Genomic DNA, 15,081 nt, shown 5'->3' with positions numbered 1-15,081 from the left:
ATCCGATCAAAATATATAGGCTTATTGGTAGCATAACCTAATCGCATGATAATTATCCAAAAAACTCTGTTTTTGCCAATCATCAATACTGACAGCTAAGCCACGTTGATGATAATAATATAAGCGCTCTGCCTTGGCCTCGCCAGCGTTAAGTAAACCACTATAAAATGCCGCAGCTCGAATAAAATCAATATAGCTTACCTCATCAGGCATATACGATATATCCGCCCACTTTTGGATACCATTAACCACTGCTGAAGGTAACGATATCCTTGCTAAAACAGCATTACTCATCGGTTGCTGCAACTTTCGCATCATTTCATATAACTGTGGCTCATCATTAAACAAATTAGTCGCGGCTTCCACTTCAGCCAAAATAGGTAAGCTGCCGATATTGTGTAGCAATCCGATTAACATCAGTTCACTTAATGACAATTCAGTCTGGTGTCGATGTTGATAATCAATCATTAGTGCGCCAGCCTGCGCCGTTAAGGTAATCGCATTTTGCCAAATATCATCCATGATTGACCAAACACGCTCATGGGTAGAGATAAAGCTATGCTCAATCGATGCTGCCAAAACTAAATTATAACAATGTGACTCACCGGCTCCCGCTACAGCTTGTTCGAGCGTAGATACAGTTCCTTGCGGCACTAAAAACAAACCACTGTTAACAATGGTAATTAAACGGTGACCAATACAAGCATCTTGCTCAAGTAAATCAACTAAAGCTTGCTGTGGAAAGCCTAAAGTCGCTTGTGCCAGAATTTGTTCGGTAATTTCAGGTAAGTGAGGTAACACCAAATCTTGTTGCTGTATTTTTTTTAGAAATAACACGAGTAACTGGTGTTGGTTAAACATTGACAAGCTGCTCCTTGCAATAAATCGGTCTAATATTAAGGTTATCGGCTACAACTTTTATTTCTACAATTCAATTAGTGACAACTAAAATAGACAAATATTGGCTATAAATTTGATAAGCCACGACGCATTGAGTAAAATGCCGCCCCCACCCTGTGTGTAATCTTGATTGTTAGTTGAGAGTAATTATGTTTAAACCTGAGCTATTGTCTCCTGCGGGGACATTGAAAAATATGCGCTATGCTTTTGCATACGGCGCAGATGCTGTCTATGCTGGTCAGCCAAGATACAGCTTAAGAGTTCGTAACAACGACTTTAAGATGGAAAATCTTGCAGCTGGTATTGAAGAAGCCCATAGCTTAGGTAAAAAGCTGTATGTGGTAAGTAACATTGCACCGCATAACGCAAAACTCAAAACCTATATCAAAGATATGGAGCCTGTGATTGCGATGAAGCCTGATGCTGTCATCATGTCAGATCCAGGTCTTATCATGATGGTGCGTGAAGCATTCCCTGATCAAGTCGTGCACTTATCAGTTCAAGCCAACGCCATTAACTGGGCATCAGTTAAATTCTGGCAGTCACAAGGTATTAAGCGCGTTATTTTATCTCGTGAATTGTCACTTGATGAAATTGAAGAGATCCGTCAACGTTGCCCAGATATCGAGCTTGAAGTATTTGTTCACGGTGCATTATGCATGGCTTACTCAGGTCGTTGCCTACTGTCTGGTTATATCAACAAGCGTGATCCTAACCAAGGTACTTGTACCAATGCTTGCCGCTGGAAGTACGATGTACATGAAGCCAAGCAAACAGAAAGTGGCGATATCATTCCTGTTGAACCACAACTGTTTGACCCAACATTAGGTCAAGGTGCGCCATCAAACGAAATCGTATTGCTGCAAGAAGCCAATCGTCCTGGCGAATATATGCCTGCATTCGAAGATGAGCATGGTACTTACATCATGAACTCAAAAGATCTGCGCGCTATTCAGCACGTTGAACGTTTGACTAAGATGGGTATTGATTCATTAAAGATTGAAGGCCGTACTAAGTCATTCTTCTACGTTGCAAGAACCGCTCAGTTATACCGCCAAGCAATTGATGATGCAGTTAAAGGCAAATCATTTGATCGCAACCTAATGCGTCAACTCGAAGGCATGGCTCACCGTGGTTTCACTGAAGGTTTCCTACGTCGTCACGTTCATGATGAATACCAAAATTATGATTATGGTTATTCAGTCAGTGATACTCAACAATTTGTGGGTGAACTAAGCGGCGAACGTAATCCAGCTGGCATGGCTGAGATTGATGTTAAAAACAAATTCTCTGTGGGCGACAGCGTTGAATTAATGACGCCGCAAGGCAATATCAATTTAACCATCGATCATCTAGAAAACCGTAAAGGCGAAAACGTTGAGGCAGGGTTAGGTTCAGGTCATAAAGTATTCTTACCCGTACCTGCAGATGTTGATGTGAGTAAAGCTATTTTGCTACGTAATCTGCCACAAGGCCAAGATACACGTAATCCACATGCGGATATCCAAGAGAGCAAATAATGGCATTATTAATTGATGATAGCTGTATCAACTGCGATATGTGCGAACCGGAATGTCCGAACCAAGCAATTGCAATGGGTGATGAGATCTATGAGATCAACCCTGAACGTTGTACAGAATGTGTCGGCCATTATGATAAACCACTTGTGTGTCGGTTTGTCCTATCGATTGTATCGATCCCGATCCAGCCCATGTTGAAAGCCAAGATGAGTTATTAGTGAAGTTTTATCAAATCACTCAAGGCTGATATAACAAAAATATCATCAACAAAAAACGGAACCTTTGGGTTCCGTTTTGTTATACAAATCAGCAAACAACCGCTTTTTGCTGCAATAACATCAGTGATTCTGCCAACTTGCTGACACTAAATTTAATCATGTTAGGTAATTTATCAAACTCAACGCTTAACAATAGATTCTTAACTTCTAAACCCAGTTCAGTATCGCCTTCAATGGTTAACTTACGTTGAAAAAATAAGGTATCAGGATCTTCTTTAGCCGCAGCAATCAAAATCAACTCTGCTGAATTGGCAGTAAATGTCACTTGAGCAAACTGATGTTGTCGTACTAGCCATTTATGGTGTTGATAGCTGACCTCAAATGCTAATTGTAAATCAGCAATATTTACCGCCACCCACTTATTATTTAAAAAATCACACTCTTCATCTTCAGCCTGCTCAGCAAAAAGCTGTTTAAGTAGGCGACTAATCACTTCTGCTTTTACTGAAAAAGGCACAATAGCTAATGGTAATTTAACCATTTTTGGGGCAATGCTCATGGCACTGTTGGCGGCCTTAGCAATATATTGCTCAATCATACTCAGATTCCATTTATGTACTTAGACGATTTAAGTAGCATACATTCAAATGTTAACAATTTGATCGATTTTACCCCAGTTAATTAACAATAAACCTGTCTTATATCAAACCTTGAATATTCAATAACAATTAATATTTCATCATAGTATTGATAACAGGGAATCAACAAATGGAGCTATTGTGTCCTGCGGGTAATATTGCATCATTAAAAGTGGCACTAAATGCGGGTGCAGATGCAATTTATCTTGGGCTAAAAGATGATACCAATGCTCGTTCTTTTGCTGGGCTAAACTTTAGTCCCAAAAAGCTACAACAAGCGGTTGAATATACTAAACACGCTGGCAAGAAAATCTATCTCACATTAAATACCTTTGCTCGACCAAGTGAAGAGCATCGTTGGTATCAAGCAATTGATATGGCGGCAGACTTGGGTGTTGATGCCTTGATTGTTGCCGATATTTCTTTATTAGATTACGCCCATAGTCGCTACCCATGGCTAGATTTACATCTATCAGTACAAGCCAGCGCTTCTAATCTTGCCGCCTTGACACTTTATCAACAAGAGTTTGATATTAAACGTGCGGTACTACCGCGGGTCCTAACAATCAAACAAATCAATACACTAGCAAAAGTGAGTCCGGTTGATTTAGAAGTGTTCGCGTTTGGTAGTCTTTGTATTATGGCCGAGGGCCGTTGCCACCTTTCGTCATACGTGACAGGTCAATCTCCCAATACAGGGGGGTCTTGTTCACCCGCTAAATTTGTACGCTGGCAAGAACAAGGCAACCGCCGCCTAACACGGCTCAATGACGTGCTATTAGATCAATCATCACTCGATGAACAGATGGGCTACCCTGTCGTCTGTAAAGGCCGTTACCTCAACGAATTTAATCAAGTTGGTCAACATGCTTTAGAAGCACCAACCAGTTTAAACACCTTAAGTTTATTACCACAACTGGCTCAAGCAGGTATTGTCTCTTTAAAAATTGAAGGTCGTCAGCGCAGCCCAGCCTATGTTGAGCAGGTCACTAAAATTTGGCGTCAAGCGATAGATACTTATCTTGAAAATCCAACCTTGTATCAAGTAAAAGAACAATGGAATCAAGGATTAGCCAAAGTGTCAGAAGGCCAAGTCACCACCTTAGGCGCTTATGAGCGTGACTGGCAATAGAGGAAATTATCATGCAAATTTCATTAGGTCCGTTAGCCTATTGTTGGCCAAAAGCTGAAGTAGAGGCTTTTTACCAACAAGTCGCCAACAGCGAGATTCCACTGGTTTATTTAGGTGAAACTGTTTGCAGTCGCCGCCGTGAGATTAAATTTGCTGATTATATGGCAATCGGCAAGATGCTAAGCGCCACAGGCAAACAAGTCGTTTTGTCCTCATTAGCATTAATCGATGAACCCTCTATTATTAATGAGCTAAAAAAGTTAGTTGATAATGGTGAATTTATGATTGAAGCCAATGATATGGGCGTAGTCGCTTTAGCTAAACAAGCTAAACTGCCCTTTATTTGCGGCCCGACCATCAATAACTATAATCTAGCCACCTTAAATAAACTCCACAGTTGGGGAATGCAGCGGTTTGTGATGCCTATTGAGCTTTCACAAGATTGGTTGCAGCAAATTATTAGCGATCCGAAAAAAGCAGATTTCGAAGTTGAAGTGTTTGCCAGAGGCTATATGCCATTAGCTCACTCAGCACGTTGTTTTACCGCCAAACAACTTAAATTAACCAAAGATAATTGTGATACTGCCTGTATTAATTACCCTAAGGGTATTCTCACTCAAACCCTTGAACAACAAGAGTTACTCAGAATAAATGGCATTCAAACTCAATCAGCTAAATACATTGATTTAAGCCAACACTATCTGCAAATGCAGCAGATGGGTATTGATTATTTTAGGGTGTCACCCTTTAGTTCAGCATGTGTTAATTATGCAAATTCTTTAGTTGATTTTAATCAAACTAATATCGAAACAAATAACCTAAGTTGTAATGGTTACTGGCTTAATCAAGCCGGTATGCAACAAATAAACAGCTAATTCCCACCACTAGCGCGTTATTGAGACACTAATTAATCAATGACGCGCTATCAAAAAGTTATTATTGAATAATTTACTCAGTAGATTAAAAACACTAATTTAAATTCAATAACCTCAATTTTGCATCATTAACAATCCAATATCCGTTACAAAAGCGACTTTTTTAGTTTGACCTAAACTAAACACTCATATACGTTAACTTTTTGGCAACACAAAAACCTTGTTAATCATACAACTAAAGCGTAAATATTTACCATTTTTATATGGATATTTATGCAGTTTATTCGTTACAATGTGAAAATGCATTCTCAGGCGGTAAATATTCTAACAGCAACCAAATCTGTGAGTATTTATTGTACAAGAAGTGTTTTTTTACAAAACATTTTATGAATTATAATGCTAAAAATATGAATGAAAATGCAAAGCATATTCAAGGTTAATTTAGTTGCAACACCATAAGTTAGGAACAACACTGTGGAACAACCAAAACAAAAATATAGCTTAAAGACGATACTGACCTTTATCGTCCCTTCTCTGATTGGTTTATTACTGTTTATGACGCCAATCAGTTATGAAGATAAACTGACCATCCCAATTGCCGTTATCGCTAAAAGCCTACAGTATCTATTAGCTGATACCGCTACTGCGGTAGTAACAGCAGTTGTTGTATTAATGGCACTAGCAACGCTATTAACAAAAATCATTAAACCTGCTTTTGTCACCTCAAGCCGATTTTTAAATATGTTGCTCAATATTAGCCCTGTGTGGTTTGCAGTGCGTATGCTTGGCGCAATTTTTATCGTCATGACCTTTTTTGGTATTGGCCCCGAGGCCGTACGTTCTAGTGGCACAGGTGGATTAGTATTAAACGACCTATTACCCGTACTATTTTCAGTATTTATTTTTGCTGGCATGTTACTACCATTACTACTGAACTACGGTTTACTGGAGCTGTTTGGTACCTTGCTAACTAAGATTATGCGACCTGTATTTAATCTACCTGGTCGTAGTGCAATTGACTGTTTAGCGTCTTGGTTAGGTGACGGTAGTGTGGGTATTTTGCTGACCAGTAAACAGTATGAAGATAAGTTCTATACTCAACGTGAAGCTGCTGTTATTGGTACCACTTTCTCTGCAGTATCAATTACTTTCAGCTTAGTCGTGATTTCACAAGTACAGTTAGAGAGCTACTTTGTGCCTTTCTATTTGACTGTATGTTTAGCAGGATTTTTAGCAGCAATTATTGTCCCTAAACTACCACCACTTTGCTGGAAAAAAGATATCTTTATCGATGATACTAAACGCGATCCTGAAGATGAAAAAATCCCAGCAGGTCATAATATCTTTAGTTTAGGCTTAGAGCGTGCATTAGCTAAGGCAGATAATGCAGGCGGCGTTAAATCGTTACTGACTGAAGGTGTTGAAAACGCGATTGATATGGTGTTTGGCATCATTCCAGTGGTAATGGCAATTGGTACGGTGGCATTAATGCTAGCCGAATATACTCAAGTATTTACCTACTTAGGTATGCCATTTATTCCGCTACTAGAGCTGTTACATATTCCTGAAGCTGAAATGGCCTCAAAAACCATTGTTGTTGGTTTTGCAGATATGTTTTTGCCATCAATTTTAGCGAGCTCAATTGAAAGTGATATGACTCGTTTTGTGATTGCAGCCATGTCAGTCACTCAATTAATTTATATGAGTGAAGTTGGTGCATTGCTAATCGGCAGTAAAATCCCAGTTAATTTCTTTGAACTATTTGCAATCTTTATATTAAGAACTTTGGTGACATTACCGATCATTGCAGGTGTTGCACACTTAATTTTTTAATTATTTCTCATCAATAAAAAGAGCGGTTTAACCGCTCTTTTTTGATCCATCCAATTTAGTTTCATATCAATATTTTTCAATCAGTTAGCATATTTTTTTGAACACAAAAACTGTTCATAAATTTACACAATTTGACAAATCCTGTTCATTCATCTCGCTTACATTATTCACAACATTTATCTATAGTAGAACTATCGAATATTTTATGAGGTGGATGTGTCATGGAAAATAACGCTAAATCAGCAGATGACAGCAATACAAAGTCAAAAGAACTTAAAGCGATGGGCTTTATCACAATTGTGCTATTTCCTATTTTAGGCGCGACATTTATCGGTGCTTATAGCTTTGTTAACTGGCTAATTCAAACTTTCTCTGGTGTTGTTGGCCATTAGTAACTCCATCCCATCTAATTACATTTAAAGGAAATTAATATGAAATGGTTGATTAGCTTATGGCGAACTCTGACCACTCCAGCTAAGTACCTATCTTTAGGTACCATCGGTATTTCTGCATTTATCATGGGTATTATCTTTTGGGGTGGATTTAACACTGCTATTGATAAAACCAGTACTCAAGAATTCTGTATTAGCTGCCACAGTATGGAAGCTAATCCATATAAAGATTTACAAAAGACAGTTCACTTTTCAAATGCTTCAGGCGTAACAGCAACTTGTCATGATTGTCATATTCCACATAACTGGTCTGACAAAATGGTACGTAAGCTAGAAGCTGTAAGTGATATTTACGGCTGGGCATTTGGTGTGGTTGATACACCAGAAAAATATGCCTCTAAAAAGCTAGAGATGGCAAGTCGTGAATGGAAGCGTTTTGACGCTAACAAATCAGCTAACTGTAAGAGTTGTCACCAATACAAATCAATGAAGTGGGACAAGATGTCACCGCTTGCTGTTAAGCAGATGAAACGTGCTGCTGAAACAGACCAAAGCTGTATTGATTGCCACAAAGGTATTGCTCATACCCTACCTGATATGGGTACTGCACGTGCACCAGAATTAATTGCAAACGTAGGTTCAGGCGTATCATCACTCGCAGTAGGCTCTGATTACTACAGCGCATTAACTAAGCCATTATTTGAAGACGCAACCACTAAGACTGAAGCTGGCACACTGAACGTAGCAACTAAAGTTCGCGTGTTAGAAACTAAAGACAACCGCGTTAAAATTGCGATTGACGGCTGGCGTAAGAAGATTGGTGCAGGTCGCGTAATTTACTATGACTTTGGCGTTAACATTTTATCAGCACAATTAACTAAACACGCTGCACTAATTCCAGGTGTGATTAAAACTTTCGAAGAGAAAGAAGACCCAATGACAGGTCTAATCTGGCAGAAAGTTGAAGCACAAATTTGGACTGACAAAGACTACTTATTAACTGAGCTGCAACCACTTTGGAGTTATGCATCAGACACTTACAACACTGCTTGTAGTGTATGTCATACCCAACCAGCTCCTGCGCACTTTGATGCCAACACTTGGCCTGGAATGTTCCAAGGTATGCTAGCGTTCGTTAACATGGACCAAGATACCCAAGCGTTAGTACAAAAGTACTTACAAGAACACTCATCGACTTTCGATAAGTCAGCAGCGCACTAGTAAAGGATTTTTATAATGCAAAGAAGAGACTTTTTAAAAGGCTTACTATCTGTATCTTGTATTGCCATGACCAGTGCTTCAGTGCTAACGCCTTTAAAAGCGTTAGCTGAAACTGGCGCAAAAGATAACGATGGTTGGTTAACTACCGGTTCACACTGGGGTGCCTTTAGAATTAAGCGTAAAAACGGCGTAATTGATCAAGTTGCACCATTCGATTTGGATAAATATCCAAGCGACATGATCAATGGTATTCGTGGTTTGGTATACAACCCATCTCGCGTTCGTTACCCAATGGTTCGCCTTGATTACTTATTAAAAGGCTTCCAAAGTGATACCACAACTCGCGGTGACTTCCGCTTTGTACGTGTCACTTGGGATAAAGCATTAAAGCTATTTATCTCATCATTAAACGAAGTACAAACTACCTATGGTCCATCTGGACTTCACGCTGGCCAAACTGGCTGGCGTGCAGTTGGCCAGTTACATTCATGTACTAGCCATATGCAACGTGCGGTAAGCATGCATGGTACTTCGTTAAAAAAGTGGGCGACTACTCAACTGGTGCAGGTCAGGTTATTCTGCCTTACATCTTAGGGTCGACAGAAGTATATGCTCAAGGTACCTCTTGGCCATTAATTCTAGAGCACACTGACACTATTATTATGTGGTCAAATGACCCATATAAGAACCTACAAGTAGGTTGGAACAGTGAAACTCACCAATCATTTGGCTACCTTGCGCAGCTAAAAGAAAAAGTGGAACAAGGTAAGATCCGTGTTATTAGCATTGACCCTGTGGTCAGTAAAACACAGAAATACCTAGGCAGTGAACACCAGTACATCAACCCACAAACTGACGTACCGTTCATGCTTGCTATTGCCCATGAAATGATTAAGAACAACACCCTTGATAAGCAGTTTATCGATGGTTATAGCTTAGGCTTTAATGAGTTCTTACCATACGTTACTGGCGAATCAGACGGCGTAGCTAAAACCCCTGAGTGGGCAAGTGAAATCTGTGGTATCTCACCAGAGAAGATCCGTGAAATTGCTGCAATTATGACGAAAGGTCGTGTGCAGATCATGATGGGTTGGTGTATTCAGCGTCAACAACATGGTGAACAACCATATTGGATGGCTGCAGTACTAGCAACGATGATTGGTCAAATCGGTCTGCCAGGCGGCGGTATCAGCTATGGTCACCATTACTCAGGTATCGGCGTTCCAGCAACAGGCGCAGCAGCACCTGGTGCGTTCCCGCGTAACCTTGATGAAGGCATGGTACAGCTTTACCCAAGCAATGACTTTAAAGGTGCGAGCAGCGTAATCCCTGTGGCACGTTGGATCGACTCAATTCTTGAGCCGGGTAAAGTGATTGATGCTAACGGTTCAAAAGTTAAGTACCCAGACATCAAGATGATGGTGTTCTCAGGTAATAACCCATGGAACCATCATCAAGATCGTAACCGCATGAAAGAAGCGTTCCACAAGCTTAAGTGTATCGTTAACATTGAAACCAACTGGACTGCAGCTTGTCGTTTCTCTGATATCGTATTACCTGCTTGTACTACGTTTGAGCGTAACGATATCGATATCTACGGCGCATACTGTGCTCGTGGCGTATTAGCAATGCAGAAGATGGTTGAGCCACTATATGAAAGCTTATCTGACTTCGAAATCTTTACCCGCTTTGCTTACCACTTAGGTGGCCGTGATGCAGAGAAGCGTTACACCCGTGGTATGGATGAAATGGCATGGTTAGAGTTCTTATATAACGATTGTCGCGATGCCAACAAAGCTAAGTTCCCAATGCCAGACTTTAATACATTCTGGAAAGACGGTTACGTTGACTTTGGTGAAGGTCATAACTTTGTCCGTCACGCGGCATTCCGTGAAGACCCTGAAATCAACCCACTTGGAACTCCATCTGGCTTGATTGAAATCTTCAGCCGTAAGATTGCGCACTACAACTACGATGACTGTAAAGGTCACCCAACTTGGATGGAAAAAGTTGAGCGTAGTCATGGTGGTCCAGGTTCAAAACAGCACCCAATTTGGTTGCAGTCTTGCCACCCAGACAAGCGTTTACATTCACAAATGTGTGAATCACAAGAGTTCCGTGAAACTTATACCGTACAAGGTCGTGAACCTTGTTATATCAACGCGGCAGATGCTAAAAAGCGTGGTATTAAGAGCGGTGATATTATTCGCGTATTTAACGACCGTGGTCAGTTACTTGCTGGTGCAGTTATTTCAGCAGACTTCCCTGAAGGCGTAATTCGTATTCAGGAAGGTGCTTGGTATAGCCCAGTAGGTAAAGATGGTAGCAAGCAAGGCGGTTATGAAATTGGCGCATTAGATAGCTATGGTGATCCAAACACGCTAACGCTTGATATTGGTACTTCTAAACTAGCACAAGCATGTTCTGCATATACTTGTTTAGTTGACTATGAGAAGTATCAGGGTAAAGTACCTGCAGTTAGCGGCTTTGATGGACCAATTGAGATCAAACTATGAACCAAAATCAACTAAATCAAGCTCGTGGTATGGTGTACCAACTATTGTCATCTCTGTTTGCAAAAGAGATTGATGATACATTACTGGCGCAACTTACCTCTGCAGACGCACTTAATTTTTGGGCGAACCTCGGCAACGACCCTAAGTTGGAGGACGATGTAAAACAGATCGTCGCGACTCTAACCTCAATCAAGTCTGAAAATGACTTACTTGAATTAGCGGCCGATTATTGCAGCTTATTTTTAGTTGGAGGTAAGCATAGTGCGAACCCATACGCGAGTTTGTATTTAACTGATGAAGATGCTGACAAGGTCAATGTTTTTGGCGAGCAGCATCATCTTATGAGTCAGTTTTTAAAGCAAAGCAAGCTAGAAGTTAAAAGTGACTTCCCAGAGCCCGCTGACCATATCGCCGTCATTTTGTCATATGTTAATACACTATGTACAAGTAGCGATCAGGCTAAGCAACTTGAGTTTATTCAAAACTTATTAGGCACTTGGGTCGATCATTTCGCTCAACGCGTAGCTGCAAAAGACCAAGGTAAATTCTATACCCATTTGAGCCACCTTACCCAAAATTGGATTGCGGGTGATCTTGATTGGTTACAAGAGGAAACTAAGCAAAGCGCTTAATTTCAAATACCGATAAAAAAATCAGGCTTAATGCCTGATTTTTTTGGGGATGATTTTAGCAAATAACAAAGCCTATAAACTTTTCAATCAGCACTTCACTAATAATGTGATCTTTCAGCGGAAATGAAGCCCTGTAGACAAGGTCAACATTTGCTCCTCGATAACGGCTCCTGCGTTATTCTGCCTCCTATATCCATATCACCGTGCAATACAGACATTCACTACATCCATGTGCCTTCACTAATAGTGATTTTCGGCCCTGACATCCTGCTTGTATTTACTTAAAAGGGAACGCCCCTAACGCTTCAAATATGCTTCTAGAGCACTGATTGAAGCTTGCTGCAGTTGATGTAATGAATCAATGTCTTCATCCGTCAACGCTTTATGCTCTAATAACTTACAACGCTCAGCTAATGCACTCAATCCCATGCTACCGCTACTCCCTTTTAAAGCATGCAGCACTTTAGCAGAGTCACCATTATGTTCGAGCAGTGATTGCAAATGCACTTGGCTAGAGGTGATGTATAACTGCAGCATATCGATGACGGCTTGTTCACCTAAAATATCCTTGTCCTGATTTATCTGGTTTAAATCAAGTAATGCAGCAGGATCCATCAGCTCAATCACAGGTTCTTGATTTACATCTTCTCGCACCGCACTGCCTAACCAAGTGGTAAGTGATTCCATTGATAAGGGCTTCGCCAATACTTGATCAAAACCAACATCTTGGTATTCATGGATATTCTCAGACTGAATTTGGGCGGTAAACGCAGCAAATTGAATCGACTTTTGATATATAGCTGACTTCAATTTCAGCTGCCTCAACAACTCAATACCAGAACCATCTCCTAATTGAATATCAAGCATTACTGCGTCTAATCGTGCAATCAATTCTGGGGTAAATAATGATAATGCCTGCTCACAACTATTGGCTAAAACAGATTCATGACCTATATACGCCAAGAATCCCTGCGCAACCATGGCATTAATTTGGTTATCTTCTACCACCAGCACTAATTTAGATGGTACCAGCTCTCGCAATTGATTATGCGCCGCGGTAATTGGAGCACACTCCTCTATTGGCAAACAAAAACTAAAGCAACTCCCCAAGCCCTCTTCGCTTTCTAATTGAATAGTCTTGCTGGTATCGGGATTCATCAATTCAACCAACTGCTTACAAATAGCTAGCCCTAAGCCTGTACCACGAGCTCGCCCCTGATTTGGCTGTGTACTATAGGCTTTAAATAACTGTTTTTGTGCTTCTTCATTGATACCAACACCCGTATCAATCACTTCAAAATGTAACCAATCTTGTTGCGGGTAAATGCGCAGTGTCACTTCGCCCTCTGGTGTAAATTTAATCGCATTACCAATCAAATTAAACAAAATTTGTCGTAATTTCGGGCCATCAATACGCAACCATTTAGGCACATTTTTATTTTGTAAGGTCAGCTTCAGGCCACTTAAATTCGCCCCTGCAACCATAACCGCAATCACTTCATTAATCAGTTCGACCATATCAACCGGGCGAGGCTCATTATTAAGTTTGCCTTGTTCAAGACGCGAGAAATCTAAAATATCATTCAATACGGTTTGCAGTAAGGTGCCGCTATAACGTGATAACGCTAACATTTGTTGCTGGGCTGGCGGCAGTGATGAATGTCCCAGTAAAGTAAGAGTACCTAATAAACCATTTAACGGTGTGCGGATCTCATGGCTCATGGTGGCTAAGAACAGTGATTTAGCTTGGTTTGCCTGCTCTGCAATCGCGCGCGCTTGTTCGTGCTCTTTAGCGGCGGTATCAAGCTTTTCATTCGCCAGCGCCAGCTCACTAGTACGCTCTACGACCTTACGTTCTAACACCCGCTTATGTTCGGTTAGTTCAGCAGCGCTTTGTCTTAATTGCGACTGTAGCTTTTGGTTATGAATAGTTTTGATTTTAAAGGCTTCAAGCGCATTTGCCATGACCGCAAGTTCATCATCACCATAGTGATTAATACTCACATCTGTGTCACCTAGACTCAGTTTCGATAAAGCAGTCGCGGCTTGATTTAAACGAATAGCAATACCTTGATAGATCACTTTATAGACTACAAATAGGATCACAATCAGCATCATACCACCCGTTAACCAAAGGCCTAACTTAGCCCACAGTAACCGATTTAAATAATCATTACGTGCTTGCTCTGCCTGATGTTGCTGGGCATTAAGTGCCTGCTCTACCGCGGCATTTAGGCCATATAATTTATCGGATAAATTTTGTAGCTGCTGGCGTTGATCTTGTAATTTATCGTTGTACTGACGCTGCAGTTCAATCCCTTTTACCACTGTTAATAAAATCGCTATTTGCTTACTTAAAGCTTGTGAGCGAGCAGGATCACGAATTAACTTATCTACCGTTAATAGCGGTTTGACATCAATGGCTTCAACTAGCCCAAGTCTTGATAAATCAACGGTTTTATCGGTCGTCATCGCATTGAGTAATTGTGAATCTTTGGTGGGCGACTGGAACATTTGACTTAATAGCGCGATACTGTGTATCTGCTTTAAAGCGCGAGTTAACTGGCTCTGGGTATCAATCTCTTGCTCAATAACATCATCAAGTAACTCAGCCGTTTTTTTATCACCAACTTGCTGCGGGTAAGCCAAACTTAACTTAGACACAATAGTGGCATTAACAATCGCCAATTCACCTTGTAATAATTCACTTGATTGACTAGCGGCATTGGATAACGTTCGGCCTAATTGCGCTAACTCAGACTCCATCTTTAAGCGCTGACCAACTAAATTGCCCAAACTAACCAGCTCAGCAATAATATTTTCTGAGCGTTGTTGTAAGCTAAGATTAGTATCAACATTGAGTTTATTGAGCGTATCAATCGCACTCAGCATATTTGAGCTATCGATCGCTAATTTACGCCCGACAAACTGACGCTGTACTTCTTCTGTCAGTTGCCCTAGCTGTTTCGCATTCTCAGACAGCGCGGTAGATGAATGTGCAAGCTGTCTTGCAGCTTGTGAGGCTGGCAATGCTTGCTCATAGAGATATTGGTCAGCTTGTTTAACCCAGTACAAACTTAGGTTGCCTAAACTCACCTGAATAAGCAGTAATAAACCTAAGAGGCTAAATGCCAGCATTAATCGACCGATTAAACTGGTGCCCGAGAAAGATAATGGGATCACGCTTATTCCTTAAAACTGTTA

General features: G+C 40.7%; 10 protein-coding genes and 2 pseudogenes. 9 read left to right on the top strand and 3 right to left on the bottom strand.

Annotation, left to right across the window (positions count from 1 at the left end; all coding sequences use genetic code 11):
- Positions 1–21: 21 nt before the first annotated feature.
- The gene (locus JCM15074_RS00690; RefSeq protein WP_025819368.1) at positions 22–861 is read right to left on the bottom strand and encodes an HDOD domain-containing protein; all 840 of its coding nucleotides are present in this window, start codon (positions 859–861) and stop codon (positions 22–24) included.
- A gap of 188 nt (positions 862–1,049) precedes the next feature.
- Here JCM15074_RS00690 and trhP point away from each other — a divergent pair, with 188 nt between their 5' ends.
- Together trhP and JCM15074_RS20305 are read left to right on the top strand one after the other, a co-directional pair.
- On the top strand, positions 1,050–2,420 hold the full coding sequence (gene trhP / locus JCM15074_RS00685) for a prephenate-dependent tRNA uridine(34) hydroxylase TrhP (protein ID WP_025819367.1): 1,371 nt from the start codon (positions 1,050–1,052) through the stop codon (positions 2,418–2,420).
- Positions 2,420–2,667 (top strand): annotated as a pseudogene (locus JCM15074_RS20305) (YfhL family 4Fe-4S dicluster ferredoxin). The gene trhP and the pseudogene JCM15074_RS20305 overlap by 1 nt, the downstream one beginning before the upstream one ends.
- Before the next feature lie 59 nt (positions 2,668–2,726).
- On the opposite strand, the gene ubiT reads toward JCM15074_RS20305, so the two are convergent.
- Entirely contained in the window at positions 2,727–3,236 is a 510-nt protein-coding gene (gene ubiT, locus JCM15074_RS00675) for a ubiquinone anaerobic biosynthesis accessory factor UbiT (protein ID WP_025819366.1), read from the bottom strand.
- 170 nt (positions 3,237–3,406) lie between these two features.
- Here ubiT and ubiU point away from each other — a divergent pair, with 170 nt between their 5' ends.
- The 7 genes and pseudogenes from ubiU to torD all read left to right on the top strand — a co-directional run bounded on the left by ubiU (position 3,407) and on the right by torD (position 11,877).
- Positions 3,407–4,408 carry a ubiquinone anaerobic biosynthesis protein UbiU gene (ubiU, locus tag JCM15074_RS00670; RefSeq protein ID WP_025819365.1) on the top strand — a complete coding sequence of 334 codons (1,002 nt, stop codon included), beginning with the start codon at positions 3,407–3,409 and terminating at the stop codon, positions 4,406–4,408.
- 11 nt (positions 4,409–4,419) lie between these two features.
- A complete protein-coding gene (locus JCM15074_RS00665) occupies positions 4,420–5,283 on the top strand; it encodes a U32 family peptidase (RefSeq protein ID WP_025819364.1) in 864 nt (287 codons plus the stop codon).
- A 555-nt stretch (positions 5,284–5,838) separates the two neighbouring features.
- Entirely contained in the window at positions 5,839–7,116 is a 1,278-nt protein-coding gene (locus tag JCM15074_RS00660) for a YjiH family protein (RefSeq protein WP_084266929.1), read from the top strand.
- Between the two features lie 221 nt (positions 7,117–7,337).
- Positions 7,338–7,508: a nitrate reductase gene (locus tag JCM15074_RS00655; RefSeq protein WP_025819362.1), complete on the top strand. Its 171-nt coding sequence runs from the start codon at positions 7,338–7,340 to the stop codon at positions 7,506–7,508.
- Positions 7,509–7,547: 39 nt separating this feature from the next.
- Entirely contained in the window at positions 7,548–8,729 is a 1,182-nt protein-coding gene (gene torC / locus JCM15074_RS00650; protein WP_025819361.1) for a pentaheme c-type cytochrome TorC, read from the top strand.
- 15 nt (positions 8,730–8,744) lie between these two features.
- Positions 8,745–11,245, top strand: a pseudogene (gene torA / locus JCM15074_RS20300) (trimethylamine-N-oxide reductase TorA).
- A complete protein-coding gene (gene torD / locus JCM15074_RS00640; RefSeq protein ID WP_025819359.1) occupies positions 11,242–11,877 on the top strand; it encodes a molecular chaperone TorD in 636 nt (211 codons plus the stop codon). The pseudogene torA and the gene torD overlap by 4 nt, the downstream one beginning before the upstream one ends.
- 297 nt (positions 11,878–12,174) lie before the next feature.
- Here torD and torS read toward each other — a convergent pair whose 3' ends face one another.
- On the bottom strand, positions 12,175–15,060 hold the full coding sequence (gene torS / locus JCM15074_RS00635) for a TMAO reductase system sensor histidine kinase/response regulator TorS (RefSeq protein WP_025819358.1): 2,886 nt from the start codon (positions 15,058–15,060) through the stop codon (positions 12,175–12,177).
- Between the last annotated feature and the right edge of the window lie 21 nt (positions 15,061–15,081).

The organism is Shewanella marina JCM 15074 (assembly GCF_000614975.1).
GTDB lineage: Bacteria > Pseudomonadota > Gammaproteobacteria > Enterobacterales > Shewanellaceae > Shewanella > Shewanella marina.
Note: the sequence above shows the minus strand (reverse complement) of the source record. Positions and strands in the feature narration are given on the sequence as shown.

Excerpts from the sequence above, each read along its gene's own strand:
- JCM15074_RS00690 (WP_025819368.1), bottom strand. The coding sequence starts at position 861 with ATGTTTAACCAACACCAGTTACTCGTGTTATTTCTAAAAAAAATACAG.
- trhP (WP_025819367.1), top strand. The coding sequence starts at position 1,050 with ATGTTTAAACCTGAGCTATTGTCTCCTGCGGGGACATTGAAAAATATG.
- ubiT (WP_025819366.1), bottom strand. The coding sequence starts at position 3,236 with ATGATTGAGCAATATATTGCTAAGGCCGCCAACAGTGCCATGAGCATT.
- ubiU (WP_025819365.1), top strand. The coding sequence starts at position 3,407 with ATGGAGCTATTGTGTCCTGCGGGTAATATTGCATCATTAAAAGTGGCA.
- JCM15074_RS00665 (WP_025819364.1), top strand. The coding sequence starts at position 4,420 with ATGCAAATTTCATTAGGTCCGTTAGCCTATTGTTGGCCAAAAGCTGAA.
- JCM15074_RS00660 (WP_084266929.1), top strand. The coding sequence starts at position 5,839 with ATGACGCCAATCAGTTATGAAGATAAACTGACCATCCCAATTGCCGTT.
- JCM15074_RS00655 (WP_025819362.1), top strand. The coding sequence starts at position 7,338 with ATGGAAAATAACGCTAAATCAGCAGATGACAGCAATACAAAGTCAAAA.
- torC (WP_025819361.1), top strand. The coding sequence starts at position 7,548 with ATGAAATGGTTGATTAGCTTATGGCGAACTCTGACCACTCCAGCTAAG.
- torD (WP_025819359.1), top strand. The coding sequence starts at position 11,242 with ATGAACCAAAATCAACTAAATCAAGCTCGTGGTATGGTGTACCAACTA.